Here is a 25,659-nt window from a genome sequence, read left to right on the forward strand (position 1 = left end):
ATCTCACGCCTGCCCGCGCGAACGGTCCTGCGAAGCGGACCGCCACAGCGGCCGCAACCACCCGAGGGCCGATCGACGTCCCCAGGGAAGTCTGCACCTGCGTGGAAGCGTGCGACCTGCCCCGCGCCGCCGGACCCGGCCGGCGCGGCATCGTGTCCGGAGGCGAGGCGGCGTATGGACATCGAGCTGGCTTACGACATGGCCGGGACCCGCTTGTGCGGCATCGGCAGCTCGGCGATCAGCTACGACCGGTTGGGGAGCCGGCCTCGGACGCTGGGTTCATGGCCGCTCGTGTACGAGCAGTTCGGCACCCGCCTGTCCGCCGTGGGTGCCGCCCGCATCACCTACAGCCGGTGGTCCGGCGTGCCTCACACCGTCGGCCAGTGGAACTGCGACCACACCGAGCTCACGAACCGCCTGCTGCGCGTCGGGCCGTACGAACTGAGACACGACCAACTCGGCAACCGCGTGCGCGGCATCGGGCCGCTCGAGATCTTCTACGACCGGCTGGGCGCGCGCCCCCATCGCGTACGTCTTCCGGGTGAGGGCGGCGTGCTGCCCGACGACCTCCTCCTCACGCTCTTCCTCGTACTCCACTGGCAAAAGCAGCAGGGCTGACGGGGCAGGCGACCCGGTTCCCCGCAAGGCAGACGGCGAAGCGGCGGCTGCTCCGGCCCGGCCCGCGGGCGCCCGGCGCCGCCGCACTCGGCGGCCGGGAGCGTGCCGATTCACAGCGGGCCACAGGCCCGAGGCGGCACGCCGGAAAGCGGCCGGCGGCATCCAGGCAGGCGGCAGCGGTCTCCTCTTGGGGCGGCTCGCCTGTCCTCCCGTCCCGCACGGCATGTTTGCCGCGTCCCGCAGCGGTCAGGCGAAGCCGGAGCACACGATGTCGAGGCCAGGGAAGGTGCACAGTATGTCCGCCAACGAGAAGGCCAAGGCGAAGACCGAGCAGGTTGTCGGCAAGGTCAAGAAGACCACCGGCGAGGCCGTCGGCAACGAGCGGCTGACCGCAGAGGGCCACATCGAACAGGCCAAGGGCGACGCCCGCGAGGCCAAGGAGAAGATCAAGGACATCGGCCGGCACTGATCCACCGGCACACGCAGCTGCAACGCGTTCGGGGCGGCCCCACGGTGGGGTCGCCCCGAACGCGTGCTCACAAGCAGGTCTTGGCCACACCGGCTCCCGGGTCCCGGGCACGGCACCCGCACGTCCGCGACCGCCCGCCCCGTGGAGTGCGGCGCGTTCCTCCCCACCGGGACGCCTGGCCCGGGCGAGGACGCCGCCGGCGGCCGGCATCCGTGCCTCAGTGCGGCGGTCGGGCGGTGTGGTGCGGATGGTGGCGGGTACGCCGGGCCTCTTTCATCTCCGCCTCGTACAGATGGTCCCGGCCCTGAGCGAGTTCGCCGACCAGGCTCTGCTCCAGGGCGGCGAAGGGCCGGTAGTACGTGCGGTTGTAGGCGTCGACGATCTGGAAGGTCCAGTGCCCGGGGATGACATTGCGTCCCACGATCTCCCGCTCCACCGTGTCGGCCGGCTCGGCGTGGCCGGCCTCCCGCAGCAGTCGGACGGCGCGGTCGAGCTCGAGGTCGGCGGTCCCGGTCAGCTGGTGAAAGGCGTACAGGTGCCCGCGGGCCCGCTCGGTGGTCTCCAGCGCCTTCGACAAGGAACCCAGTGCCTGGACCGTCAGGTCGCTCACTCCGGGCGGACGCCGGTGCCCTGCGTCGGGTGGTTCCTGCCCTTCCTCCGGTTTTTCGCTCACCCATTCCGTATGCCACGCGACGCTCCGGCGGCCTCAGGTCTTCACCCCACTGGGTGTGCGCTTCGGATCGCCGCGCGGGCCGTCGCCGAGCGTTCGCCCTCCCGGCTGCGTCACGTGCCGTACGCACGGCACTCCTCGTTGTCCCCACGGGACGCCCCCTTCCCCGCTGGGCTTCGGCCGCCGTGGCGGCGGTCAGCATGTCAGGGCCGGCCCCTCCGGCCCTGGTCAGGGGGCCCCAGCGGTTCGGCACGTCCCCCTGCGCATGGACGCCGCGGCTCGGGGCAGGCGGGTCTCGTGCGGCAGGACAGCACCGCTGAGCATCTTGTCCGTCGCTGCGCCGAGTGGCTCGGGGCGATGGCGCGGAACGGACGGCCCGGGCTGTCGCCGGGCGCGACACAGAGACCAGGTGAACCACTCATGGCGATACCGCTGGGCAGCGAACCCGAGCGTCTGGTGACTCTGCCGGGCGTCTACGCACCTCAGCACGACACCCACATCCTGATCCGGGCCGTCAATCGCGAGGGTCCCCTTCCGGGAGTGGATGTCCTGGACATCGGCACGGGCAGCGGGGTGCTGGCCGTGCGCGCCGCCCGGTCGGGTGCGCGGGTGACCGCGATCGACATCTCGCGCCGGGCCGTGTGGTGCGCGAGGATCAACGCCCTGCTGGCTCGCCGGCGGATCACCGTCCGACGGGGTGATCTGGGCATCGCCGCCGGTGGCCGGTTCGACATGGTCCTCAGCAACCCGCCGTACGTCCCCTCCGAGAACGGAGCCACGGACAGCAGCGGCACGGCCAGGGCCTGGGACGGCGGTACCGACGGCCGGGCGGTCGTCGACCGTGTCTGTGCCGCCGCCCCTCACCTCTTGCGGCCGGGCGGCGTCCTGCTCATGGTCCACTCCGGTCTGTGCGGCGTCCAGGCCACCGTCGACCTGCTCCGGCACAGGGGCTTGTCCGCGCAGGTCACCGATCGTGAACTGATCCCCTTCGGCCCTGTTCTGCGCCGACGGCTTCCGTGGCTGCGCGAACAGGGCCTGGTCGAGGACGGCCAGGACAAGGAAGAGCTGGTGGTCATCCGTGCCGAGCACTCCTGAACGCCCCCGCCGCGTCTTCGTGCAGGACCACGGGCCGCTACTGGTGGAAGGTCCCGTGACGATCGTCGCCGAGGACGGCACGACGCGGACGTCCGACCGCTTCATGGTCGCGGTCTGCACCTGCCGCCGCAGCCGTTCGTACCCCTGGTGCGACACCAGCCACCGCGTCCACTCCCGGGCGCGCCGTACCGCCGGGAACCCCCCGGGGGCCGACGACGCAGCCCCTGCCGACGGAGAGACACCATGACGGCCTTCCGCGAACCGAGGAGCGCAGCCCCGGCCCTCCCCCAGGAGCGAGGAGAGGTCTCCTCCGCGGTCATCGCCTCCCTGCGCGGACACCGCCGTGCCCTGCCGCGGCGCGAGCGGATCGCGAGCGGCGAGCCGTACGGCGACGACCTGCAGCTCGCCCTGTACGTGCTCTACGAGCTGCACTACCAGGGCTTCGACGGCGTGGCCGAGGACCGCGAATGGGATCCCGCCCTGCTGGACGTACGGCGCGGCCTGGAGGAACGCTTTCTCTCCGAACTGCGTGCCCATGTCCCCGGCGCGGGCGATGCGGACGACGCACTGGCCGACATCCTCGTCGAACCCGCCGAATGCGACGGCGGCAACAGCGTCAGCCACTACCTGAGGGATCACGGGTCGCTGACGCATTTGCGGGAGTACGCGGCCCTCCGCTCCCTCTACCACCTCAAGGAGGCCGACCCGCACGCCTGGCTCATCCCCCGCCTGCACGGCCGCGCCAAGGCGGCGATGGTGGCCGTCGAGTTCGACGAATTCGGCGCGGGCCACGCCGAGGACATCCACGCCCGGCTGTTCGCCGATCTCATGGCGGACCTGCACCTGGACACCGCCTACGGCCGCTACGTCGACGCCGCTCCATGCGAAGCACTCGCCACGGTCAACCTGATGTCCCTCTTCGGGCTGCACCGCGCGCTCCGGGGCGCGGCGGTCGGCCATTTCGCCACGCTGGAAGTGACCTCCTCGCCCGGCTCACGGCGCATCGCCCAGGCCATGCGGCGACTGGGCGCCGGACCCGCCGCGGAGAGGTTCTACGACGAGCACGTGGAAGCGGACGCCGTTCACGAACAAGTCGTCCGCCACGAGGTGATCGCGCCGCTGCTGGCCGCCGAACCGCAGCTGACAGCCGACGTCGCCTTCGGTATCGAGGCCACCGGCCTGCTGGAGGACCGCCTCGGCGATCTGATCCTGCGCGCCTGGCGCGGCGGTCGCACCGCACTGCGTACCGCACTGCCGGAGCCGGTGGGCGCGGTGATCCGACCGTGACCCACGCGGTGGGAGCCGACGGGATCTCCCGGCAGCGCGGACGGCCGAGCGACGATCCGCCGTCTGCGACGATGGGGCGTATGGACGTCCGGAGCAGGAACCACGTGTCGGTCACGGGGCGCCCCGGCGGGCCCGTGGTGATGCTGGCCCACGGGTTCGGGTGCGACCAGAACATGTGGCGCCTGGTGGTTCCGGCGCTGGAGCGGGACTTCACCGTCGTGCTCTTCGATCACGTGGGAGCGGGCAACTCGGACCTGTCGGCCTGGAGCCCGGAGCGGTACGCGAGCCTGGACGGGTATGCCGCCGACGTGCTGGAGCTGTGCCGGGAGCTCGAGCTCGGCCCCGTGGTCTTCGTGGGACATTCGGTGAGCGCGATGATGGGGGTGCTGGCCGCCCGCCGGGAGCCCGGGGCGTTCGCGGGGCTGGTGCTGCTCGCCCCCTCCCCCTGTTTCGTCGACGACGCGGACGCCGGCTACCGGGGCGGATTCAGCGCCGCGGACATCGAGGAGCTGCTGGAGTCGCTGGACGCGAACTACCTCGGGTGGTCGGGCGCCATGGCCCCGGTGATCATGGGCAACCCGGAACGGCCCGAACTGGGCGAGGAGTTGACCAACAGCTTCTGCCGCACCGACCCGGACATCGCACGGGTCTTCGCCCGGGTGACGTTCCTCTCCGACAACCGGGCGGATCTGGCCGGAGTGGCCGTGCCCACGCTGGTCGCGCAGTGTTCTCGCGATGCCATCGCCCCGCCGGAGGTGGGGGCGTTCGTCCATGCGCAGATCCCGGGAAGCCGGCTGGTCACGCTGAACGCGACGGGACACTGCCCCCAGCTCGCCGCCCCGGAGGAGACCGCCGCGGCGATCGCCGCATTCGCGGGAGCCGCCGGATGATGTGCGAGACCGACGACGACGAAGGCAAGGACCCTCGCGAGGAGGGGGTCCCGGCGGACGAGCAGGCCCAGTTCTCGGCGTTGCTGGAGGACAGTGCCGAGGACCTGTACGAGCACGCGCCCTGCGGCTACCTGTCGACCCTGCTGGACGGCAGGATCGCGAAGGTCAACACCACGCTGCTGGACTGGCTCGGTTACGAGCGCGGTGACCTGGTGGGCCGCAGACACTTCTCCGACCTGCTGACCGTCGGCGGCCGCCTCTACCACGAGACCCACTTCGCCCCGCTCCTGAGGATGCAGGGCGAGGTCAGTGGCATCGCTCTGGAATTCACGACCGCCGACGGCTCGCGTCTGCCGGTCCTGGTCACCTCCACGGTGAAGACCGGCAGCGACGGGCAGCCGCTGCTGATCCGGACCACCGTCTTCGACGCCCGCGACCGCCGCGCCTACGAGACGGAGCTGCTGCGCGCCCGCAAGGAAGCCGACCTGGAGCGCGACCGGCTGCAGCGTCTGGCCACCACGCTGCAGAAGACGCTGCTGCCACCGACGCTGGCGAACGTGCCGGGGCTGGACGTCTCCGCGTACTACCACATCGCCTCCGTGGACGAGGTCGGCGGCGACTTCTACGACCTGTTCCCCCTTGCCGCCGGGACCTGGGGGATGTTCCTGGGCGACGTCTGCGGCAAGGGCGCCGCGGCGGCGGCCGTCACCTCCCTGGCCCGCTACACCCTGCGCGCCGCCGCCGTCTACGACCCCGACCCCGCCGCCGTCCTCACCAACCTCAACACGGTCCTGAACCACGAGTACAACGGCACCGACCCCCGCTTCTGCACCGTCATCTTCGGCCTCCTGACACCGGACCACGACCTGGGTGGCTTCCGTGTCACCCTGGCCAGCGGGGGCCACCCTCCCGCTCTGCTGATGCGCGCGGACGGTACCGCCGACTACCTGCCCACTCCCGGCGGCCAGCTCATCGGTGTGCTGACGGACGCCCACATCGCCACCACCGCCGTCCGGCTGGCCCCCGGCGACACCCTGCTGCTGCACACCGACGGGCTGACCGAAGCCCACATCAACGCCACCGTCGGCGGCGAGGAACGCTACGGCGACGACGCCCTCCTCGACTTCGGCCGCGCCTTGGCCCCCACCACCGCATCGGCCACCACCGAGGCGATTCGCGACCTGCTGGACACCTTCGGCACCGGCGTGGACGACGACACCGCCGTCCTGGCCATCCATGTGCCCCGACACACCGGCGGAGAGCAGCTGTGAACGGAAATCTGATCGTCCAGGTCCGCGCCACCGCCGCAGGGGCGGTCATCGAACTCACCGGGGAACTGGACCACCACACCTCGCCCGAGGTGCGCGCGGCACTGCCCGGACTCGGGCTGCGCCGGGGCCAGCAACTCGTCCTCGACCTCGGAGGGCTCACCTTCTGCGATTCCAGCGGCGTCACCGCGCTGCTCGCGGCCCGGAACCACGCCCTCGCAGCCGATGCGGGCATCGCCCTTGCCGCCGTCCCCGGCCGCGTCAGCCGGATCTTCCACATCGTCGGCCTGGCACAGGTCTTCCCCACCCACCCCACCGCCCAGGCGGCCGAAGCCGCCTGGCAGTCCCCTGCGAGCTGATCGGCGGGCGTCGACCGGGCCGAGAACCGCGAGCGCCGAAGGGGGACCGGATGGCGGCACATCACCTGCGGCGCGGCGGTCGCCGGCGCGCACTGGCTGGTCGACGGCGCGTTCCCGTACGACGGGCTGGACGGGCCTTGGAGCCGCTGATCCGGAAGCGGTTCCAGCGGATGAGCCGGCTCCTGGCGCTGCTGTGCCCGATCGGTCCGCCCCCACCGGTGCGGTGCGTGGTCGCCTCGGGGACGTCCGCCCGCGACCCGGGCGTCCGGATCGGCGCGCAGGTCTCCGGCCGCCGACGGCGGGGTCGGGCGGGCGGGTCCGCCCGCACCTGGGGAGCAGGCGTGGGGCCGTCCCCCGAAGGGGACGGCCCCACGCCGGGTCCCGCCCGGAGGGGCAGGAGTCAGCCGCGGACGATGTTCTCCGCCTGCGGGCCCTTCTGTCCCTGCGTCACGTCGAAGGTGACCTGCTCACCCTCGACGAGCTCGCGGTAGCCGTTGCCGGAGATGTTGGAGTAGTGGGCGAACACGTCCGGCCCTCCCCCGTCCTGAGCGATGAAGCCGAAGCCCTTCTCCGAGTTGAACCACTTCACGACGCCTGAAGCCACTGTGTTCGTCCCTCACATCATGCTGCTGCGACGCACCGGCACGGTGCGTCGGCGGACCCCGTTGCTGGGCCCCCGGGTATCTACTTACCCGATGATCCAGTTCCTCCGCCACCACATACGCCGCGTCGCGCCCCACACTCGCCGCAAAAGCCTCGAACGCCACCGTTCTCAGGGGCGGCGATCCCGCGCCGCCGGAGGCAGTGGGGCCGCTCCGATTTCCGGGAACCGGGGTGGCGGGTCCGAGATGCTGCCATGATCGCGAGCCATGGGAGATGCGACGGCGGTCCGGGCGGTCAACGCGCTGACCGCGGGGTGGGCGGGTCAGGCGCTGCGGCCGGGCCGGGAGACGGTGCTCTCCGCCGCGGGGGTGTGGCCCCTCCTGGCCCTGCTGGCGGCGGGGTCGGGCGGGCCCGCGCGGGACGACCTCGAACGGGCCACCGGAATCGGGGCCGGCGAGGCCGCCGAGGCCGCGGGCCGGCTGTTGGCGCGCATGGACGGGTTGCCTGGCGTGGCCGCCGCTGTCGGGCTGTGGAGCAAGGCGACCCTGCCGCTGGAGCCCGGGTGGGTGGGCATGCTTCCGCCGGCCTCGCACGGGATGCTCAGCGGGGATGTGGCCGCTGACCGCGCGGCCATGGACGCCTGGGCCGACAAGCGGACAGGCGGTCTGGTCCCCGGGTTGCCGATCCCCTTCGACGAGGAGACCGAGCTGGTGCTGGCCGGTGCGCTGACGGTCAGGACGGACTGGCTCCGGCCGTTCACGGAGGTCAGCGGTGTCCTCTACCGCGAGACCGCGCTGCTGGACCGGACCGAGGTCGTGGCGGCTCCTTGCGGTCCGGTGACCGTACTGAAGGTGCTGGGCACCGGTGGGATCGACGTGCACCTGCTGCGCGGAGAGGCGGGTACGGGCGGCGGCGAGGTGCTGGCGGCGGGCATCGGAGCCCTGCGGCGTGCCCACCCGGCCGTTCCCGGCGATCGCCTGCCGTACGGGGAGCCGGGCCCCGGGGTCACGGTCTCCCGCGTGTGCAGCTGGGACCGGCAGCCGTCCCTGGACGTGACCGTGGTCCCGTTTGAGGTGACGGCACATCACGATCTGCTCGACCATGCCGAACTGTTCGGGCTCGCCCTGGCCGTGGACACCTCCCGCGGGCACTTCCCCGGCATCAGCAGGAATCCCCTGGCCGTGGGCGCCGCGGGTCAGACGGTGGCGGCCTCCTTCTCCGCCCTCGGCTACCGATCCGCCGCCGTGACCGCGTTCGGCTTCGCGGCCGGGGGCGTGCCGCCCGCGACAGCGAAGCGCGTGGCCGTCGAGTTCGCCGGGCCGATCGGTTTCCTCGCGGTGCACAGGACCTCGCGGCTGGTGCTGAACGCCGGGTGGGTGTGCACGCCGAGCGTCGACGAGATGTGGGCCGGGCACGACGAGGAAGACGAGGATTGGGACGACCAGGGCTGAGGCGGGAGCCCGGCCCACGGCCCCGGCGACGTGCTGGGATGTGCTCCCTTGTGGATCAGCGCGGCGGCTGGATCTCCGGCGGGAAGGTGATCCGGTGCCGTCGCACGGCACCGTGCTCGGTGTCCCGGACGCCGTCGAGCACGCCGCCGTTGCGGTCGATCGTCCTCGCCGACGCAATGTTGCCGGCCCCGCAGAGGAGCAGCGACCGCCCCAGGCCCCGTACGCGTGCCTCGTCGAGCATCCGGCCACGTGCCCATACGGCCAGTCCCCGGCGGCGTGAGGACGGCCGGATGCCGTAGCCGATGTGGCCGCACCTGGCTTCGTTGATCTCCGAGGACAGCGTTTGTCCAAGGGTTTCCGGAGGCGGTTGGTGATCAACCGGCTCTGGAATGTGGATGAGAAACGACGGCACTGTGGGGATGCGAACGTGGGAGACGGCCAGTCACCCGCAGGGCGGCTGGCCGTCAAGGCCGGTAGTGGCAGAGAGAGTGAAGCCCCCGATGTTCGCGTGGTCTCGGCCGGCGTTTAATCGCTTGACCCGGTCCGTACGGTGTTCGGGTGAAGGACACTCTGATCGACGAACTCCGCACTGCGTATGACGCCCAGCTCCGTGGTGTCACCCCGCCTGGCGGCAGTGCTCGCATCGAGAAGGACGGCCCGTTGACCCGTGTCGTCGGGTGGCACCGTGGCTTCGTCACGGGCCCACGCGACCTCGGTGTGCGCGGAGCGGAACTCGACACGCTCATAGCGCGGCAGCGAGACTTCTACGCTGCCCGTGGTGAGGCGGTCGAATGGAAGACTCGCGGCCATGATCTCCCTGCCGACCTCACCGACCGGCTCACGGCCGCCGGCTTCTTCGCCGAGGACAGCGAGACCGTGCTTGTCGGGCGGTCCGCAGACCTTGCCGCAGACCCTGTCCTGCCCGACGGCGTGACCCTCCGCCGTGTCACCGCCAGGTCAGACCTCCAGCGCATCGCCGCCATGGAGAGCACCGTCTGGGGCGAGGACTGGGGCTGGCTCGCCGACGACCTGGCCGCGCGGATCGACAACGCCCCAGAGAACACCATCGTCCTCGTCGCCGAGGCACGCGCCGAAGTCGTCTGCGCCGCCTGGCTGGTGTTCAAGGACGGCGTCGACTTCGGTGGCCTGTGGGGCGGCTCAACGCTCAAGGAATGGCGGGGGCGCGGCATCTATCGGGCCATGGTCGCCCACCGAGCACAACTCGCTGCTGCCCGCGATGTCCGCTACGTCTATGTCGACGCCTCAGCTGACAGCGCCCCGATCCTCACCCGCCTTGGGCTGCACGCGGTCACCACGACGACGCCGTATGTGTGGTCGCCCTGAGTTCAGCCGGCCTTGGCCGGCTCTTCGGCTTGTGCGCGGGTGGTGGCGAGGCGGTAGGAGTCGGTGCCCAGGGCGATGAGCATGTGGGAAAGGACGTGCCGGTGCCGGAGTCCCCGATCAGGCAGCCGACTTGTACTGGTCCGGCGTGGTGGCTCTGGCGGCGGCTTCCTGCGCGTATCCGGCCAGAACGAATCCAGCGCCTTCCGGACCGTCCGCCACCTCACACCGTGCTTGCGGTCCAGCTCCCGCATCGACTTATGCCGCCGCGATGGTCACGCCCCCACGTACGGATCGGGACCTCAGTCGCGATGGGCCTCGAGCCAGGCGGAGTGCAGTCGCACCGTGGGTGCGATCCGTTCGGGCATGCGGCGACGATACAGTTCCGGACCAGCACGATCCATGCTGCCTGCCGCCTCCCCGGAGGACCGGTCGCTGTCCGTCCTCCGGGGCCTTCAGGACGACGTGGCCGATACCATGCCGTGGTCCGGCTTCCGAGTCCGGTGGAGCTGGACGGGGGTGACCGGTGGGGGTTGGTGTGGGGCGTGTTCTGGCGGGCCGATACGAGTTGCGGTCCCGGTTGGGCCGTGGCGGCATGGGCGAGGTGTGGTCCGCCCATGACCGGGTCATCGGTCGTGAGGTCGCGGTCAAGCTGCTGCAGTCGCATCTGACGGGTGACGACGCGGCGCAGTTGTTCTTCCGGGAGGCGCGGACCGCCGGCGCGCTCAATCATCCGGGTGTGGTCACGGTCTTCGATCTGGGCCAGGACGCCGACGGGACGCTGCTCCTGGTGATGGAACTCGTGGGGGGCCGGAACCTCGGGCAGGTGCTGCGGGAGACCGGGACCCCTTCGATCGCCGAGGCGGTCGAGTGGACCGCCCGGATCGCCGACGCTCTGGCGGCCTCGCATGCGGCGGGGATCGTCCATCGGGACCTGAAGCCGGCGAATGTGATGCTCACCGAGTCCGGGGGCGTGAAGGTCCTGGACTTCGGTATCGCCCGTCATCTCGACACGGGGACTCTGTCGAACACCCGCGTCATGGGCACTTTGGCCTATATGCCGCCGGAGCGGTTCGACAACGGCCGGCAGGACGCCCGGGGCGACCTGTACGCGCTCGGATGCGTTCTGCACGAGCTCCTCACGGGCAGCAGTCCGTTCGGGGACCTGTCGACGAGTGCCCTGATGTTCGCCCATGTGCACCGGGTCCCGGATGCGCCGAGCGTTCGGCGGCCGGAGGTGCCCGAGGCTCTCGATGCGCTGGTCGCGCAGCTGCTGGCGAAGAAGCCCGAGGACCGGCCTGCTTCCGCCGGCGAGGTTCGCGACCGGCTTCGGGCCGTGGTGTCCGCCGGGGCCGCGACGTCGACGGCGGTTTCGGTGAAGGCGCGGGCGGCACGCACGGCGCCGCTCACCGAGGTGGATGCGGGCGGGGATGCCCCGGAAGGCGTCGCGTCGGACGGGGCGGAGTCGTCGGATCCGGCCGCCACTGATGAGGCGGGTGCGGGCAGCGAAGTGGTGCCCCCCGGCGCGGAGCGGGCGGCGCGGGACGATTCCTCGCGGCGAACGTCGCGTCGCCTGGTCGCGGCTTGCGCGGTGGCGCTCTTGACGGTCGGTGCGGGTGTGGGGGTCGCCGCCTGGGTCGCGGGGGGTGACCACCGGAAGGGCGAGCAGCCGACCGCCGTGGACACCGTCAAGAAGCCGCGCGTGAAGAGACTGTGGGCCGCCGCTCTCGAGGGGAAGGTGTCGGCCAGGCCAGTGGTGGCCGGCGGGATCGTGTACGCCAACGCTGACGACGGCAAGGTGTACGCCTGGGACGCGGCCACCGGTCGGACGAAGTGGACCTACGCCGCCCCCAGTTGGCACGACGCGTCGCCCGCGGTCGGCGACGGCACCGTGTACGCCGGCGGCAAGGACGGGGATCTGTACGCACTGGACGCGGCGACCGGTCGGCCGAAGTGGAAATTCTTCACGGGTTTCGGGGTCTACTCCACTCCGGCCGTGGCCGACGGCGTGGTGTACTTCGGGACCGTCGACGGCAAGCTCCACGCGGTGGACGCCGTCACCGGCAAGGAGAAATGGACCTATCGCACCGCCGAGAAGATCGAGTCCTCCCCCGCGGTGGCCGGCGGTCAGGTCTACATCAGCAGCTACGACTACCGCCTGTACGCGCTCGACGCGGCCACGGGTGCCAAGAAGTGGGCGTACAACACCAGAAGTTATCTCGACACGACCCCCACCGTCGCCGGCGGGACTGTGTACGTGTACAGCGACTACCGTCACACCTCGTACGCCCTGGACGCCGCCAGCGGCGAACTCAAGTGGGCGAACGACGACGTCGACGTGCAGGCGGCCACCCGCGATGTGGTGTTCGGCCGGGCTGCCGGGCCGGTCGGGGACACGCGGCCGGCCGGGAAGCTCGCCGCGATCGACGCCGCCACCGGTGACAAGCGGTGGCTCGCCCGGCTCACGGATGACGCCTTCGCGACGGGCCCCGCAGTGGACGGCGGCACGGTCTACGCGGGCGACGTCAGGCTGTACGCGGTGGATGCGGCCTCCGGAAAGGTCCGGTGGTCCTACGCGCTCGACGGAGATGTCACTTCGGCACCCGCCGTGGCCGACGGCATCGTCTATGTGGCCGGTGAGGACAGGAAGATGTACGCCCTGGCCGTCGAGGACACGCCGTAGAGCGAGCTTTTACGTCGGCCGACCACCGGCACCTCGTGGAGGTGCTCCAGCTCACCGAAGGCCGCCTCGTCCGGCACAACGCCGACGAGCACCCCGGACACCCCGGGTCGCGGTGACGCATCGTCGGGCGCCAGGACATCGGCTTCGAGGACGTCCCCGGCAGCCCGTCAGGAAGGCTCACACTGTCTGGACCAGGCTCCTGGTGGCCTCCCCCGCATCCATCCGCCGGTGGGCCTCGTCGGCTCATTCGCCCGAGCCGGCGCCCGGAACGGACGGCGGTCGAAGGCGGCCGCCGGGCCGCCGCGACCGACGGCGCCCCGCGGGTGACGCGCCGCGTCGGCGACGGCTCCGTGCGCCGGCCTGGAACGTGGGAGCGGGAGCCGCACACCGCGCGACCGCTGTGGGGCGAGAGTAGGCTGGTGACCGATGAGGCTGGGACTTCGGGAAGGGATCTCGTCCGACACCGTTGTGATCGGAGGGAACGCGATGGGGGACCGGGAGACCCGCACGGCGCTGGACCGGCACTGGGCGGCGTCCGCCGCCGGGGACCAGGACGCGGAGCACGAGATCTACCACGACGACGTGATCACCGACTATCCCCAGTCCGGCGAGCGCATCCACGGCCGCGCCAATCTGCAGGCGCTGCGCTCGCACCATCCCGCCGAGCTCGACTTCACCATCCGCAGGATTCTCGGCAACGGCGATCTCTGGATCACCGAATACGTGATCGACTACGACGGGAAACCCGCGTCCACCGTCAGCATCATGGAGTTCCGTGACGGCAAGGTCGTCCACGAGACCCAGTACTTCGCGGACCCGTTCACCCGCCCCGCCTGGCGCGCCCAGTGGGTGGAGTCGATGCCCGGTTTCTGACGACGTGCCGCAAGCCGCCGATGAGGCCCTGGCGCCGGAGGCGCATCCGCGATCCGAGTGCCCATCCGGCACCCAGGCCGACCAGGGCGCCGGCCGCCGCTCGCCACACCTGCGATGTCCCCGGAACCCGGTTCTGAACGATCAGTGACACCGCGACGCCGGCCAGCGCCAGCGCCGAGACGATCGCCGACGCGAAACCGTACGCCGCGCCGATCTGGCTCAGCCGGTTCCAGTCCACGTCCTTGGAGCCGGAGACCTCCGCCGGCGCGAAGGGGGACAGCAGCACCAGCGTCAGGGCGACCGCCGCAGCCGTGACCACGGTCAGTGCCCTGCCGACCCGGCGGGCCACCGGATATTGACGAGCCATCAGGTCGACCGCCCCCGGCAGGCCTGCCCATGTGACAAGGCCGAGCCGGGGCAGCCTACTTCCCGCCGCCGCGGCCGGCATCAGTGCCTGCTGTCACGGGTTCACCCCCGGCGCTCCGGAACAGTCAGGCTCGTGATCGCCAACGCGCCACCAGGCGGGTGGCGAACGGCGCCGCTCCCCAGCACAGATAGGCCCATTCGCCGGTCAGGGAGACCGGCACCGACACGGCGAAGCACGCGGCGATGGCGATGCTCTTCGCCACCGAGAGGGGGAAGGTCCCGGGCGGCACCCCCGGGCCGGCCAGCCCGGCTCGCGGTATGTGCCGGGCCATCAGGGCGAAGAGCAGGGCTGCGATCGTCTGGATCACCGCGAAGAAGCCGAACCGCGCCTGGAACGCGCCGTCCGCGGCCAGCACCTTCATGGCGAAGGGGATCAGCACGACCATCAGCAGCCACAGGCCGTTGAGCGCGCTGAGGACGCTGTCGAAACCCCGTACCGCGCGGAAGATCCCGCGGTGTGACGACCAGTGGGCCCAGACGACCGCGAAGCTGATCAGGAACGACTGGTACTCACTGCGGCCCTCGCCGGCCGAGTGCCACAATTCCGAGTTCGTCTGCCCGTGGGGCAGCGGCAGTTCGAGGGCGAGCAGTGTGATCGCGATGGCCACCACGGCGTCGGTGAACAGCAGGATGCGTTCGGCCGCCGGGGGTGGGATGCGTCTCCTCGCCCGGGGCCGCCTCCTCGTGCTCCCGCACGACCACGGACTCGCCCGGCCCGGACCCCTTCGACACAGCCACCCGCCCCGACTCGTCGTCCCAGCATGTGTTCGCCGGAGTCTACCCACGCCGCATGAGTGCACCGTCCGCTGCCTTCGAATGAACACCCGTGTCATGGACGGCACTTGCCGGTCAGCTCCGCCGACCCGGTGACGGCGGCCGGCTCCGACACCGGGGCGTGGGTGTCAATCTTTCATCGATGTGCCGGGATTTTGCCCTGCTTGCTCAGAACCTTGCGGGGGCCGAGGGCGGTCTGTACGTTCGGGACGCCGGTCCTCCACGTTCCTGAAGGAGCTTCAGATGCGGGCGATCCCCAGACCTTCGCGTGGCCCCCACCACGCCGGGCACAGGTTGGCGGCGATCGCTCTCGCAGCGGTCGCCGCTGTGTGCGTTTCGGCGTTACCCGCGGCTGCCGCGCCCCACCGCGCCCCGGCGCCCGAGACCCCCCGGGCCGGCCACACGGCGTCCGCGGCCCGGCAGGCCTCGGACGCCGCCGCCACGGCCGGCGCGACCACGGCGTTCCGGATCTACGAGGCCGAAGCGGGTGCGACCGGCGGCGGTGCCACCGTCACGTCGCTGACGGCACCCCCCACGACGCAGTACTCCAGCGCCGCCCTCGAAGCATCCGGCCACGCGTACGCGCACCTGACCGGCACCGGCAGCTCCGTGCAGTGGACGAACACCACCGGAGCGCCCATCAGTTTCCTCAACGTCCGTGCGAGCATCCCCGACTCGGCCTCCGGCGGCGGCACGACGGCGACGCTGAACCTGTACGTGAACGGCGTCTTCCGGCAGGCCCTCAACCTCAACTCCAAGCAGACCTGGGTGTACGAGGGCAACAACAACTACAACACCAGCGACAACCAGAACCCGGCGGACGGCAGTCCCCGGGTCTTCTGGGACGAGTCGCACGCCTTCGTCACCGGCGCGCCGATCCCGGCCGGAGCCACCTTCTCGCTCCGCAAGGACGCCGCCAACGGCGCGTCCTTCTACGACGTGGACTCCGTCGACGTGGAGAACCCGCCGGCGCCGCTCTCCCAGCCGGCGAACTCGGTCTCGATCACCAGTTGCGGCGCGGTCCCGGACACCAACCCGACCAACGGGGCGGCCGACAGCCAGGCCGTGGACAGCCGGGCCGCGATCCAGAACTGCATCAACCAGGCGCAGTCGCAGGGCAAGATCCTCTGGATCCCGCAGGGCACCTTCTACGTGAAGGGCACCGCCGGCCTGACCGCGCAGGGGATCACCATCGCGGGCGCGGGCATGTGGTACAGCACGGTCTACCGCGATGTACCGGTCCCCAACAGCACCCCGCTGGCGGCGCTGTTCGACGTGACCTCCTGCACCGTGCAGAACTTCCACGTCGACGCCAACGCGATCAGCCGCAGCACCATCGGCGGCGACGGCGGCGCGATGGACACCACCGGCACCAACTGGGTGGCCGACGGCATCTGGACCCAGCACACCATGTCCGGTTTCTGGGCCTCGGGCACCGGCGGCACCGTCCGCAACAGCAGGCTGACGGCGATCTGGGCGGACGGCATCAACGTCAACAACGTGTCGCTCGGCGCCGACACCGGCAACAACCTGACCGTCACGAACAACTTCGTCCGCGGCACCGGGGACGACGCCATCGCCATCAACTCCGTGCACTACAACACCAACGGCGACGGCTCCCAGACGTTCTACCAGCCCATGACGAACGTCACGGTGAGCAACAACACCTCGATCGCACCGTGGGGCGGCAAGGGCATCGGGATCTACGGCGGCAGCGGCCACCACGTGACCGGCAACTACATCAGCGACACCGCCCGCTACATCGGCCTGGGCGCCGGCCGGTTCGGTGTCAACGGCAGTGACCTGCTGTCCGCGACGGTCTCCGACAACACCGTCGTCCGCTCCGGCGGCAACGCCTACAGCCAGGGGCAGCCGGCCCTGCACATCGGCAACGGCGGCGACGGACAGAACACCGGGATCGTCGACCACGTCACCGCCACCGGCAACACGGTCGCGGACTCGCTCTACGACGGAATCGGCTTCTCCACGTCGACGAACACCCTGCTGCAGAGCAACACCGTCACCGGCCCCGGCCGCAACGGCATCGCCGTGTCCCCGCCGTTCTACCCCGCGCCGAGCGGCTCCGCCGCCATCACCGGCAACACCGTCACGGGCCTGCACCCCGGCGCCACGGCCTTCGTCAACAACTCCGCCGGTTTCTCGGCCACCCTGAACGGCAACAACTGGGAGCCCTCCGCACCCCAGGGCCCCTACGGCGGCACCCCCGCCGCGATCCCCGGCACCGTGCAGGCGGAGAACTACGACACCGGCGGCCAGGGCGTGGCCTACAACGTCACCAGCGTCAACGGCAACGCCAACGGCTACCGGGCCGACGGCGTCGACCTCGAGACCACCTCGGACACCGGCGGCGGTCACAACCTGGGCTGGACCGGGAGCGGGCAGTGGTTCCGCTACACCGTCGACGTCGCCGCGGCGGGGACGTACACGGTGGGCCTGCGTCTGGCGGCCCCCTCGGCGGTGGCGGGTGCCCTGCACCTGTCCAACGCCTCCGGTGCCGATCTCAGCGGCGCCGTCGACGTGCCCGCCACCGGCGACTGGCAGATCTGGTCCACCGTCACCGCACGGGTCACACTGCCCGCGGGCCGCCAGGTCCTGACGCTCAACCAGGACAACGGGGGCTGGAACGTCAACTCCCTCACCTTCACGGCGGCGGGAGGCTCCCCGCCGGCCAGTCTGACGACCTCCCCCGCCTCGCTCGCCTTCGGCGGCCAGGCGCTGAACACCACCAGCGCCGCGCAGTCGGTCACCGTCACCAACTCCGGCGGCGCCGCGGCCTCGATCACCTCGATCACCGCCGGCGGTGACTTCGCGCAGACCAACTCCTGCGGATCGTCCCTCGCCGCCGGGGCCTCCTGCACGGTCAGCGTCACCTTCACCCCGACGGCCACCGGCACCCGCACGGGTACGGTCACCGTCACCGGCAACGCGGCCAACAGCCCGACCACCGTCCCCCTGTCGGGCACCGGGACCGGCGGCACGAACGTCAACCTGGCCGCGGGACGCCCGACCAGCGAGTCGAGCCACACCGACGTCTATCCCTCGTCGAACGTGACCGACGGCTCCCGGTCGACCTACTGGGAGAGCGCCAACAACGCGTTCCCGCAGTGGGTCCAGGTCGACCTGGGGTCGGCTCGCAGCGCGTCCCGAATCGTGCTGCAACTGCCCGCCGGCTGGGGCGCGCGGACCCAGACGCTGTCCGTCCTGGGCAGTACCGACGGCTCGAACCTCACCACCGTCACGTCCTCGGCGGCCTACACCTTCGACCCCGCGGCGGACAACACCGTCACGATCACCTTCCCCGCCACCACCCAGCGCTACTTCCGCCTGACCATCGGCGCCAACACCGGCTGGCCGGCCGGTCAGCTCTCGGAGTTCCAGGTCTGGGCCACCTGACGCGCGGCGGAACCCACGGCCGGAACCCGCCGCCGGGCCCTCCTGCCCCGGACGCTCCCGTGCGTTCGGGGCAGGAGGGCTCCCCCGTCACCGCCGGCCCGGCCCGTGCCGGCCCGGCCCTCGTCAGACGGTCCGGCCGACCGGTCCGGTCGAGAACGACTCCCAGCGCTCGAGCTCGGCGAGGCGGGCGCGCAGCGACTCCCGGATCCGCTCCACGGCGTCCGCGCCGACGGCCAGGCGCAGGGGCGGCTCCTCCATCGTCGCGACCGTCATGATCGCGTCCGCCACCTTCTCGGCGTTGCCGTACGCCGACGGGGGCAGCGCGGAGAAGTCGGCCAGGAACTTCCCGACGGTCGGGGCGTAGACGTCGTCCGGGAGGACGACGTGGAGGCTGGTGGCGAACTCGGTGGCGAAGATGCCGGGTTCGACGATGCTCACCCGCACCCCCGTGGGGGCGAGTTCACGGGCGAGTGCTTCGCCGGCGAGATCCACGGCGGCCTTGGAGGCCGAGTAGAGGCCCGACGAGGCCCATGCGCACTGGCCGTTCACCGAGGAGATCTGCACGACCCTGCCGCGGGACGCGCGCAGCGCCGGGAGGGTGGCGCGCAGGACGGCGAAGTTGGCCAGGACGTTGGTGTCGAAGAGCGCGCGCGCCTGGTCCGCGTCGATCTGCTCGACGGAGCCGAACAGCCCGTAGCCGGCGTTGTTCACCAGGACGTCCAGCCCGCCCGCCGTCCGCACGGCGTCGGCGATCACCTGCTCCGCGACGGGTTCGGTGATGTCCAGCCGGATTGTGGTGACCCTCCCCTGCGGGGCGTGGTCCGCCAGCTCCGCGAGTCGGTCGCCGCGGCGCCCGACGGCGATGACGTGGGCGTCGCCCGCGAGCGCTCGCTCGGCGACCATGCGGCCGAAGCCCGAGGTCGCGCCGGTGATGAGCCAGGTCGAAGTCATGGGGAACTCCCTGTGGAAGGCCGTGCGCTGCGCACGGCGGCTTGGAATGCGGGACCGAGGGACCGGCGTCCGCGTACTCCAGCAGAACGCCGGCGGACGGCCGTGAGGGCCGCCGGACCGGCCCGCCGCTTCCTGGGATCCGCAGGACCACCTTCGCCGGGACACGACGCCCCGGCGGGAGGGACCATGGGGGTATGGAGCGGAACGAAGGGCTCAGCGAGTTCCTGCGCGCCCGGCGCGCGGCGATGGATCCCGAGCGACTCGGTCTGCACGACATGGCGCCACGGCGCGTCCCCGGGCTGCGCCGGGAGGAACTCGCGGCGCTGGCCGGTGTGAGCGTCGACTACTACACGCGTCTGGAGCAGGGCCGGCCGATCACTCCCTCGGACTCCGTCCTCGACGCCCTGGCGAACGCCCTCCGGCTCGACCCGGCGGAACGCAGCTATCTGAACGCGGTGGCCCGTCCGGTGACCGGAGGGCGCCGCCGGACCTCGCGTGCCGTGCAGAAGGTACGCCCGGGGATCCACGCGCTCCTCGCCCGGCTCGAGGACACCCCGGCCCTGGTGCTGGGGCGCCGGACCGACATCCTGGTGGTCAACCGGATGGGGCGTGCGCTGCTCGCCGACTTCGACGCGATGCCCGCCCGGCAGCGCAACGCCACGCGCTGGATCGTGCTCGACGAGACGGCGCGATCACTGTTCGGCGAGCGCTGGGAGAAGGTCGCCTCCGAATTCGTGGGCACTCTGCGCATGGATGCCGCCCGCCATCCCGAGGACCCCCGTACCGCCGACCTGGTGGGCGAGTTGTCGATGAAGAGCGAACGCTTCCGCCGGTGGTGGGCCGCGCAGAAGGTGGTGCAGTTCAGCCACCACACCAAGCATCTGCACCACCCGGTCGTCGGCCACCTCGTGCTCCGCACCGAGGCGCTGGCCTTTCCCGGCGACGCGGACCAGACCCTGCTGGCATTCCTCGCCGACCCCGGCTCGCCGTCGGACGAGGCCCTGACGCTGCTGTCCGCGTGGGCCACCGACCACGGTCGCGCGGGTGACGGGGCATCGGCCCGGGCCGTCTCGCACAAGTGAGCCGGCGGCCCGCCCGCGGGCGCGCCGGGCGCTTCGGCGGGGACGGGACGGCGTACACCGTTTCCGGTCGCCCTCCCGTCCCCGCACGCCGAACCTCACCCGCGTGATGCTCCTGGCCCCGCCCCGGCTGCTACCAGTCGATGGCGGCCGGCATGAACGGCTCGCTCTCGGGCGCCTCCTTGCGGGCCTTCAGGACTCGTTCGGCGGGGGCGCCGGCGGGCACGCGCAGGGCGGGCTCGGGCTGCTCGATCGTGTCGGCCACGACGGCGGCCACCTCCTCCGGGGTGATGACCTCGCCGCGCAGAGCGGCGAGTTGCCGGTACAGAGGCGCGTACGGGCTGTCCTCCGCGATGAACGACGGGGCCTGCTGGGCGCCGTTCGTGGACACCGCCCCCGGCTGCACGATGCTCACCTTGATGCCGAAGTGGCCCGTTTCCACAGCCAGTGTCTCCGCCATCGCCTCCAGCGCCCATTTGCTGGCGCCGTACGGGCCGATGATCGGCAGTACCAGTCGTCCTTGGATGCTGGAGACGAAGACGAGGCGGCCGGATCCTCGTTCCCGCATCGCCGGCAGCACCCCCTGGACGACGCGCAGCGCGCCCAAGGTGTTGAGCTGGTAGAGCCGTTCGACCTCCGCGAGCGGGACGCTCTCCAGCGGCGCGCGCACCGTCGATCCGGCGTTGCTGACCAGCACGTCCACCTCGCCGGCGGCATTGACGGCCTGGTCGACGCTGTCCTGATCGGTGACGTCGAGGCGCAGGCGCTGGTCCACGGGGAGGTCGGCCAGCGTTTCCGGCCGGCGAGCGGTGGCGATCACCCGATGGCCGCGACGGGCCAGTTCGACGGCGACGGCCCGGCCGATTCCCTGGGAAGCGCCGGTGATGAGCACGGAAGACAAGGCTTTTCTCCTCATGGACACGTTCGTTGTTCCCGCGACGCGGGCGACGCGGTGACCCGGCTCGGTGAGGCGGGTCGCATCGCCCGGCCCGGTCAGGGGGCCGGGACGAAGTAGGGCCCGCTGGCCTCGAAGTCGTGCTTGTGCGCGACGGTGAACTGCTCGACGGACAGCGGCACACGGTGACCGATCCGTTCGACGTTGTCGTTCGTTCCGGCGAAGACACCGTTCCGGTAGTCGACAGCGACGTTGCTCAGGTGCTGAACGGTGTGCGGGTGCATCCCGCGTTCGGTCATGGCCGAGGCGAACTCCTCGACGCTGATCGGCTCGTAGCGCACCGGGATGCCGAGCGTCCCGGACATGGTCCGGGCGATGGCGTGGTGGTCGAGTTCGACCGGGCCGTGCAGGGTGAGAATCGCGCGGTCGTACGGCTCGGGGTCGAGCAGCAGGGCGGCGATCACGTAGGACTGGTCAGCCGCGGCGATCGGGGCGTGACGCCCGTCGCCGAACGGGAGCCGGAGACGGCCCTCCCCCTCGCGCCGCTCCCACCACGACGGGAGCCACTCGGCGAAGAAGGTCGGCCGGATGTGCGCCGTGAGCAGGCCGGTCCGGTCCAGCAGGCGCTCGGCCAGCCAGTGCTCCCGAGCGGCGTCGCTGCCCGCATCGGGGCGGGCGGAGATCTGCGACATGTCGACCACGGACCGGACGCCCGCCCCGGTCGCCGCCCGGGCGAAAAGGGCGGTCGCCTCGATCAGGCCCGGGAGGATCGGATGACACAGGTAGGCGCCGGTGACGCCCTGCACAGCCGCGGTCACGCCGTCGAGGTCGTGCAGGTCCGCCACGGCGATCTCGGCGCCGGCCTCCGCCAGCCTGCGGGAACGCTCGTCCTCGCGGCGCACCAGGGCACGGACGCGGTGTCCGCGCTCCAGCAGCAGGTCGACCGTTCCGACGCCGGTCTTGCCGGCCGCACCGGTGATCAGGAACAGCCTGTCGTCGTTGGTCATCAGAACACCTTCCCGGCTGCCGGCCGCATGCTTCCGTGCCCGCAGCCCCTGGTTCCGAGCAGGAGGGACGTTGACAGTTCAGTCACTGAACTCCTTCACCGTAACCCCATGCAGTTCAGTGAGTGAACCATGCGGCGGTAAAGTGGGGACATGACCCTGCCCAGCACCTACCCCGATTCCAATTGCTCGCTGGCACGAGCGCTGGAGGTCATCGGCGAGCGGTGGACCCTCCTCATCGTCCGTGACGCCTTCTACGGGGTGAGCCGGTTCGGGGACCTGGCCACGCAGCTGGGGATCCCCCGCGCCGTCCTGACCAACCGGCTCAAGCTCCTCGTCCGGGAGGGCGTGCTCACCCGGGACGACGACGGAGCGGGAAGCGTCGGGTACCGGCTGACCGACAAGGGCATCGCCCTGTGGCCGATCGTGCGGGCCATGATGGCCTGGGGCGACGCCTTCTACTCCCCCGCCGGAGTGAAGCGCGCCCTGCGCCACGACGTGGACGGAGGCCCGCTCGACCACGAGGGACGCTGCCAGGCGTGCGGCTCCGTCGCGGCGGTCCCGGAGATCCGCATCGAACCCGGTCCCGGCTTCGACGCGGCGGCGGACTCGGCGCGCGATCCTGTGTCCGCGCTGCTCAACGGGCCGCGGCGGCTCCTCGAACCGGTGACGGCCTCGCGGACGCGTCCGTCAGGCGAACCCGGTGAACCCCGCGGCACCACCGTCGCTCAGTAGCCGGGCCCTTCCCGCGCAGGCCCGTCGGCGGCCCCGTTCAGCAGCTGAAGGTGATCCGGCGCCAGGGTGGTCGTTGCGGCGGCCGCCGAGTCGCGCACCGTCGTCGGCCGCGTGGCGCCGGAGACCGCGAGCAGGGACGGCGACCGTGCGAGCAGCCAGGCCAGGGCGATCCGCGCGGTGGTGGCGTCGTGCTGAGCCGCCACGTCCTCGAGCACACGGGCGAGATGGGGCCCGGCGGCGCTCATACCCCGCAGTGGGGAGTAGGCGAGGAAGGCGATGCCGCCCCGCTCGCAGTACGCGAGCACCTCGCGGTCTCCGGGGTCGAAGACCGACCAGGGGTTCTGCACGGCGGCGACCGGCGCCTCGTCCTGGGCCAGGATGAGTTGCCCCAGGTCGACGTTGGACAGGCCGATCAGGCCGATCTTCCCCTGCTGCTGCAGTTCGGCCAGGGCGCCGACGCTTTCGGTGATCGGGACGTGCGGGTCGGGCCAGTGCAGGTGGTACAGGTCGATCCGTTCGACCTCCAGGGCACGGAGGCTGCCCTCGCAGTCGCGGCGGAGCGTCTCGGGACGGCCGTCGACGGGGAAGCTGTCCCCGCTGCGGTAGTGGCCGCCCTTGGTGGAGATCACCGGGCGGTCGCCCGGGGGGACGCCACGCAGCGAGCGGGCGACGAGGCGTTCGTTGTGGCGGTCCTCGGTCGCCGTGGTGTAGGCGCGGGCGGTGTCGAGAAGCCGAATGCCGGCGTCGAGGGCCGCCGTGACGGCGTGGGCCGCCCTTTCGGGATCATGGGCCCGGTCGAAGGACAGGGCCGCCAGGCCGAGGCCCACGGGGTGGACCTCGGTCGCGCCGATGCGGCGCGGTGCCGGGCTCATGCCGTCCCCTCCGGTTCGCCGTGACCGGCCGGCCCGGCAGCGGGCACCCCGCGCGCGGCGCGGTCCTTCTCGCGGGATTGCCGGGCGACCTGGACGGGGCCGGGCAGGACGCGGGCGGGACAGGCGCGGCCGACGTGGGTGATCGTGACGAGGGCGGGGCGTTCGTCGTCGGGGCCGGGCGCGCGGGTGATCGGACCGGCCTCATCCCGCAGGTCCGCCTGGCAGGTGAGACCGCCGCGGCCGTGGACGACACCGTCGGCGAGTTCGGTCGTCGTGAGGCTGCCCACGGCGCCGGACAGCCGGGCCGGAAGCCGGAACCGCACGCACCCTAGGCCGCCTCCGGCCCGCGCCTGCCGGCCGCAGGTGTGTCGCGGCATGCCGACCGCCTCGGTGGGCGCGAAGCAGGCCGGCCGCCGCTCCGTCCGGGGCGCGTCGTCTCGCTGATCGGCCACCTCACCACCCTATGTGCTGCGCCTGCGCCCGCCGTCCAGCGCTGGTGACTCGCCAACACGACGTAGAGACCCGCGACGGCCGCGACCGCGCAGACGACCGCCATGGCGATCAGCGCACGGCCGAGCACCCCTGTGATCCCGGCGATCGCCGCCCAGCCGAACCGGGTTGCCCGTTCGGACCGCCGGGCCGCGTCTTCGTGGTCACGGTCGTCGTACCCGTCGTGCTCAGCCGCACGCACATCGGTTCGACGCGTCACCCACGCCGACCGGCTTGCGGCGGGTGGGGCTCGCCCCGGCACCGCCGAAAACCAGGTGCGTCCGGCTGCCGCCACCTCCTACCGTTCCGGCATGCGCGTCGTTTTCACCAAGGGACCCGGTACGAGCTACGGCATCGCGGTGCACCGGGAGACCGGGGCGGAACTCGCCCCGCGCAACGGCCCCGGCGGTCACCGGTATCTGCCGCACGACCTGGTGCACTTCCTGGTCGAGTCGGAGGCGGGCATCGGACTCGGGGTGTACGGCAGGCTGGCCGCCGGTGACAACGGCATGTTCTGGCCCGCCGACCCCGCGGAGCGCGCCAAGGCCGCGCGGCGCCGCAAGTCGAACCCGGTCAGACCGTCCGCCCGGGCGCAGGCGGACATGGCCCGGTCCGAGCAGCTGGCGGCCATCGCCCTGCCGGTGTGGGAGGTCCGGCACGGCCACGCGCGGGAGCTGCCCGCGTACGTGCCTGCAGGCGAGATCCCCGCGGAGGTCGACCGGATCGTGTCCCGGTTCGACGAGTACGCCGACCGCTGGCACGCGCTGCCGGTCGGGGGTTCGCTGACCCTGACGTGGTGAGGCCCGTCCGCCGCCGGCTTCCTCCGGGCGCTTCCCCCCTCACCCCGAGCTGCGCGTACGCTCGACGGACGGCGGTCGGCGATCAGGAGGTGGGCAGTGCGGCGGATGTATCTGCTGTGGACGGTTGCGGCGGCCGGATTCGCCGTGGACCAGATCACGAAGGCGATCGCCGCGGTCGTCGTCGAGGGGCATGAACCCAGGCACGCCCTGGGCGGTGCGCTGACCTTCACCGCGTTCCGGAACCCGGGAGCGGCCGGCTCCTTCGCACCCCGCGCGACCCTGGTGTTCACGCTCCTTGCGATCGTCGTGCTCGTCCTCATCGCCCGGGTCGCTCCCTCCGTCCGGTCCACCGGGTGGGCGGCCGGACTCGGGCTGATCTTCGCGGGCGCGGGCGGGAACCTCGCCGACCGGGTGTTCCGCACCCCCGGATTCGGTCGTGGCGCCGTGCTGGACTTCATCCAGTTCGGCGATTCGGGGATCTTCAACCTCGCCGACCAGTGCGTGACCGCCGGTGCGCTGATCGTGCTCATCCAGACGTTCCGCGGCGTTCCGCTGCGCACCGTGGTGGCGAGCCCGCCCGGCAGCCGCCCGCTGGAGCAGTGAGCCCGCGGCG

The 25,659-nt window shown here is 71.8% G+C and carries 27 protein-coding genes; 17 read left to right on the forward strand and 10 right to left on the reverse strand.

Translation table 11 applies throughout. The annotated features are described in order from the left end of the window. Positions 1-174 precede the first annotated feature (174 nt). Both PV364_RS24360 and PV364_RS24365 read left to right on the forward strand, forming a co-directional pair. A complete protein-coding gene (locus tag PV364_RS24360) occupies positions 175-618 on the forward strand; it encodes a hypothetical protein (protein ID WP_319662377.1) in 444 nt (147 codons plus the stop codon). Positions 619-913: 295 nt separating this feature from the next. After that, a complete protein-coding gene (locus PV364_RS24365; protein WP_319662378.1) occupies positions 914-1,087 on the forward strand; it encodes a CsbD family protein in 174 nt (57 codons plus the stop codon). A gap of 217 nt (positions 1,088-1,304) precedes the next feature. Here the strand turns inward: PV364_RS24365 and PV364_RS24370 are convergent, their stop codons facing one another. Then, complete coding sequence (locus tag PV364_RS24370) at positions 1,305-1,697, reverse strand: hypothetical protein (protein WP_319662379.1); 393 nt, start codon at positions 1,695-1,697, stop codon at positions 1,305-1,307. A gap of 480 nt (positions 1,698-2,177) precedes the next feature. On the opposite strand from PV364_RS24370, the gene PV364_RS24375 reads away from it, so the two are divergent. The 6 genes from PV364_RS24375 to PV364_RS24400 all read left to right on the forward strand — a co-directional run bounded on the left by PV364_RS24375 (position 2,178) and on the right by PV364_RS24400 (position 6,656). Further along, positions 2,178-2,852, forward strand: coding sequence for a HemK2/MTQ2 family protein methyltransferase (locus tag PV364_RS24375; RefSeq protein WP_319662380.1), 675 nt, complete (start codon positions 2,178-2,180; stop codon positions 2,850-2,852). Next, positions 2,836-3,099, forward strand: a complete 264-nt coding sequence (locus PV364_RS24380; RefSeq protein WP_319662381.1) for a CDGSH iron-sulfur domain-containing protein — start codon at positions 2,836-2,838, stop codon at positions 3,097-3,099. Before PV364_RS24375 ends, PV364_RS24380 begins: the two co-directional genes overlap by 17 nt. After that, positions 3,096-4,139, forward strand: coding sequence for an iron-containing redox enzyme family protein (locus PV364_RS24385; RefSeq protein WP_319662382.1), 1,044 nt, complete (start codon positions 3,096-3,098; stop codon positions 4,137-4,139). Before PV364_RS24380 ends, PV364_RS24385 begins: the two co-directional genes overlap by 4 nt. 80 nt (positions 4,140-4,219) lie before the next feature. Next, entirely contained in the window at positions 4,220-5,029 is an 810-nt protein-coding gene (locus PV364_RS24390; protein WP_319662383.1) for an alpha/beta hydrolase, read from the forward strand. Then, on the forward strand, positions 5,029-6,300 hold the full coding sequence (locus PV364_RS24395; RefSeq protein ID WP_319662488.1) for a PP2C family protein-serine/threonine phosphatase: 1,272 nt from the start codon (positions 5,029-5,031) through the stop codon (positions 6,298-6,300). Before PV364_RS24390 ends, PV364_RS24395 begins: the two co-directional genes overlap by 1 nt. Then, on the forward strand, positions 6,297-6,656 hold the full coding sequence (locus tag PV364_RS24400; protein WP_319662385.1) for an STAS domain-containing protein: 360 nt from the start codon (positions 6,297-6,299) through the stop codon (positions 6,654-6,656). The genes PV364_RS24395 and PV364_RS24400 overlap by 4 nt, the downstream gene beginning before the upstream one ends. 400 nt (positions 6,657-7,056) lie before the next feature. On the opposite strand, the gene PV364_RS24405 is transcribed toward PV364_RS24400, so the two are convergent. Continuing rightward, positions 7,057-7,260, reverse strand: a complete 204-nt coding sequence (locus tag PV364_RS24405; protein ID WP_319662387.1) for a cold-shock protein — start codon at positions 7,258-7,260, stop codon at positions 7,057-7,059. A gap of 265 nt (positions 7,261-7,525) precedes the next feature. On the opposite strand from PV364_RS24405, the gene PV364_RS24410 reads away from it, so the two are divergent. Next, positions 7,526-8,710, forward strand: a complete 1,185-nt coding sequence (locus PV364_RS24410) for a serpin family protein (RefSeq protein WP_319662388.1) — start codon at positions 7,526-7,528, stop codon at positions 8,708-8,710. A 55-nt stretch (positions 8,711-8,765) separates the two neighbouring features. Here the strand turns inward: PV364_RS24410 and PV364_RS24415 are convergent, their stop codons facing one another. Continuing rightward, the gene (locus PV364_RS24415) at positions 8,766-9,122 is read right to left on the reverse strand and encodes a hypothetical protein (RefSeq protein ID WP_319662389.1); all 357 of its coding nucleotides are present in this window, start codon (positions 9,120-9,122) and stop codon (positions 8,766-8,768) included. 146 nt (positions 9,123-9,268) lie between these two features. Between PV364_RS24415 and PV364_RS24420 the strand changes: the two genes are divergently transcribed. The 3 genes from PV364_RS24420 (at position 9,269) to PV364_RS24430 (ending at position 13,607) form a co-directional block, all read left to right on the forward strand. Further along, positions 9,269-10,054, forward strand: a complete 786-nt coding sequence (locus PV364_RS24420; protein WP_319662390.1) for a GNAT family N-acetyltransferase — start codon at positions 9,269-9,271, stop codon at positions 10,052-10,054. A 535-nt stretch (positions 10,055-10,589) separates the two neighbouring features. After that, the gene (locus PV364_RS24425; RefSeq protein ID WP_319662391.1) at positions 10,590-12,734 is read left to right on the forward strand and encodes a PQQ-binding-like beta-propeller repeat protein; all 2,145 of its coding nucleotides are present in this window, start codon (positions 10,590-10,592) and stop codon (positions 12,732-12,734) included. 426 nt (positions 12,735-13,160) lie between these two features. Further along, a complete protein-coding gene (locus PV364_RS24430) occupies positions 13,161-13,607 on the forward strand; it encodes a nuclear transport factor 2 family protein (protein ID WP_319662393.1) in 447 nt (148 codons plus the stop codon). Here PV364_RS24430 and PV364_RS24435 read toward each other — a convergent pair. Then, the gene (locus tag PV364_RS24435; protein ID WP_319662394.1) at positions 13,555-14,055 is read right to left on the reverse strand and encodes a DUF6082 family protein; all 501 of its coding nucleotides are present in this window, start codon (positions 14,053-14,055) and stop codon (positions 13,555-13,557) included. The genes PV364_RS24430 and PV364_RS24435 overlap by 53 nt on opposite strands. Positions 14,056-14,098: 43 nt before the next feature. Further along, complete coding sequence (locus PV364_RS24440; protein WP_415924601.1) at positions 14,099-14,689, reverse strand: TMEM175 family protein; 591 nt, start codon at positions 14,687-14,689, stop codon at positions 14,099-14,101. A gap of 361 nt (positions 14,690-15,050) precedes the next feature. Here PV364_RS24440 and PV364_RS24445 point away from each other — a divergent pair, with 361 nt between their 5' ends. Further along, entirely contained in the window at positions 15,051-18,221 is a 3,171-nt protein-coding gene (locus PV364_RS24445) for a discoidin domain-containing protein (RefSeq protein WP_319662396.1), read from the forward strand. A gap of 123 nt (positions 18,222-18,344) precedes the next feature. Here PV364_RS24445 and PV364_RS24450 read toward each other — a convergent pair whose 3' ends face one another. Next, positions 18,345-19,172 (reverse strand): SDR family NAD(P)-dependent oxidoreductase, encoded by an 828-nt coding sequence (locus PV364_RS24450; protein ID WP_319662397.1) that lies wholly within the window; start codon positions 19,170-19,172, stop codon positions 18,345-18,347. Between the two features lie 194 nt (positions 19,173-19,366). Between PV364_RS24450 and PV364_RS24455 the strand changes: the two genes are divergently transcribed. Beyond that, entirely contained in the window at positions 19,367-20,254 is an 888-nt protein-coding gene (locus PV364_RS24455) for a helix-turn-helix transcriptional regulator (protein ID WP_319662398.1), read from the forward strand. Positions 20,255-20,384: 130 nt separating this feature from the next. Here the strand turns inward: PV364_RS24455 and PV364_RS24460 are convergent, their stop codons facing one another. Together PV364_RS24460 and PV364_RS24465 are read right to left on the reverse strand one after the other, a co-directional pair. Further along, the gene (locus tag PV364_RS24460) at positions 20,385-21,143 is read right to left on the reverse strand and encodes an SDR family oxidoreductase (RefSeq protein WP_319662490.1); all 759 of its coding nucleotides are present in this window, start codon (positions 21,141-21,143) and stop codon (positions 20,385-20,387) included. Positions 21,144-21,244: 101 nt separating this feature from the next. Next, positions 21,245-22,153, reverse strand: a complete 909-nt coding sequence (locus tag PV364_RS24465) for an NmrA family NAD(P)-binding protein (RefSeq protein WP_319662399.1) — start codon at positions 22,151-22,153, stop codon at positions 21,245-21,247. 150 nt (positions 22,154-22,303) lie between these two features. Between PV364_RS24465 and PV364_RS24470 the strand changes: the two genes are divergently transcribed. Then, positions 22,304-22,885, forward strand: coding sequence for a helix-turn-helix domain-containing protein (locus tag PV364_RS24470; protein WP_319662400.1), 582 nt, complete (start codon positions 22,304-22,306; stop codon positions 22,883-22,885). Here the strand turns inward: PV364_RS24470 and PV364_RS24475 are convergent. Together PV364_RS24475 and PV364_RS24480 are read right to left on the reverse strand one after the other, a co-directional pair. Next, positions 22,879-23,757 carry an aldo/keto reductase gene (locus tag PV364_RS24475; protein WP_319662401.1) on the reverse strand — a complete coding sequence of 293 codons (879 nt, stop codon included), beginning with the start codon at positions 23,755-23,757 and terminating at the stop codon, positions 22,879-22,881. The two genes, PV364_RS24470 and PV364_RS24475, sit on opposite strands and share 7 nt — an antisense overlap. Continuing rightward, positions 23,754-24,209: a MarR family winged helix-turn-helix transcriptional regulator gene (locus PV364_RS24480; protein WP_319662402.1), complete on the reverse strand. Its 456-nt coding sequence runs from the start codon at positions 24,207-24,209 to the stop codon at positions 23,754-23,756. Before PV364_RS24480 ends, PV364_RS24475 begins: the two co-directional genes overlap by 4 nt. 348 nt (positions 24,210-24,557) lie before the next feature. Here PV364_RS24480 and PV364_RS24485 point away from each other — a divergent pair, with 348 nt between their 5' ends. Next, the gene (locus PV364_RS24485) at positions 24,558-25,046 is read left to right on the forward strand and encodes a hypothetical protein (protein ID WP_319662403.1); all 489 of its coding nucleotides are present in this window, start codon (positions 24,558-24,560) and stop codon (positions 25,044-25,046) included. A 105-nt stretch (positions 25,047-25,151) separates the two neighbouring features. Then, positions 25,152-25,649: a signal peptidase II gene (locus PV364_RS24490; RefSeq protein ID WP_319662492.1), complete on the forward strand. Its 498-nt coding sequence runs from the start codon at positions 25,152-25,154 to the stop codon at positions 25,647-25,649. Positions 25,650-25,659: the final 10 nt, after the last annotated feature.

The organism is Streptomyces sp. MI02-7b (genome assembly GCF_033793585.1).
Classification (GTDB): Bacteria; Actinomycetota; Actinomycetes; order Streptomycetales; family Streptomycetaceae; genus Actinacidiphila.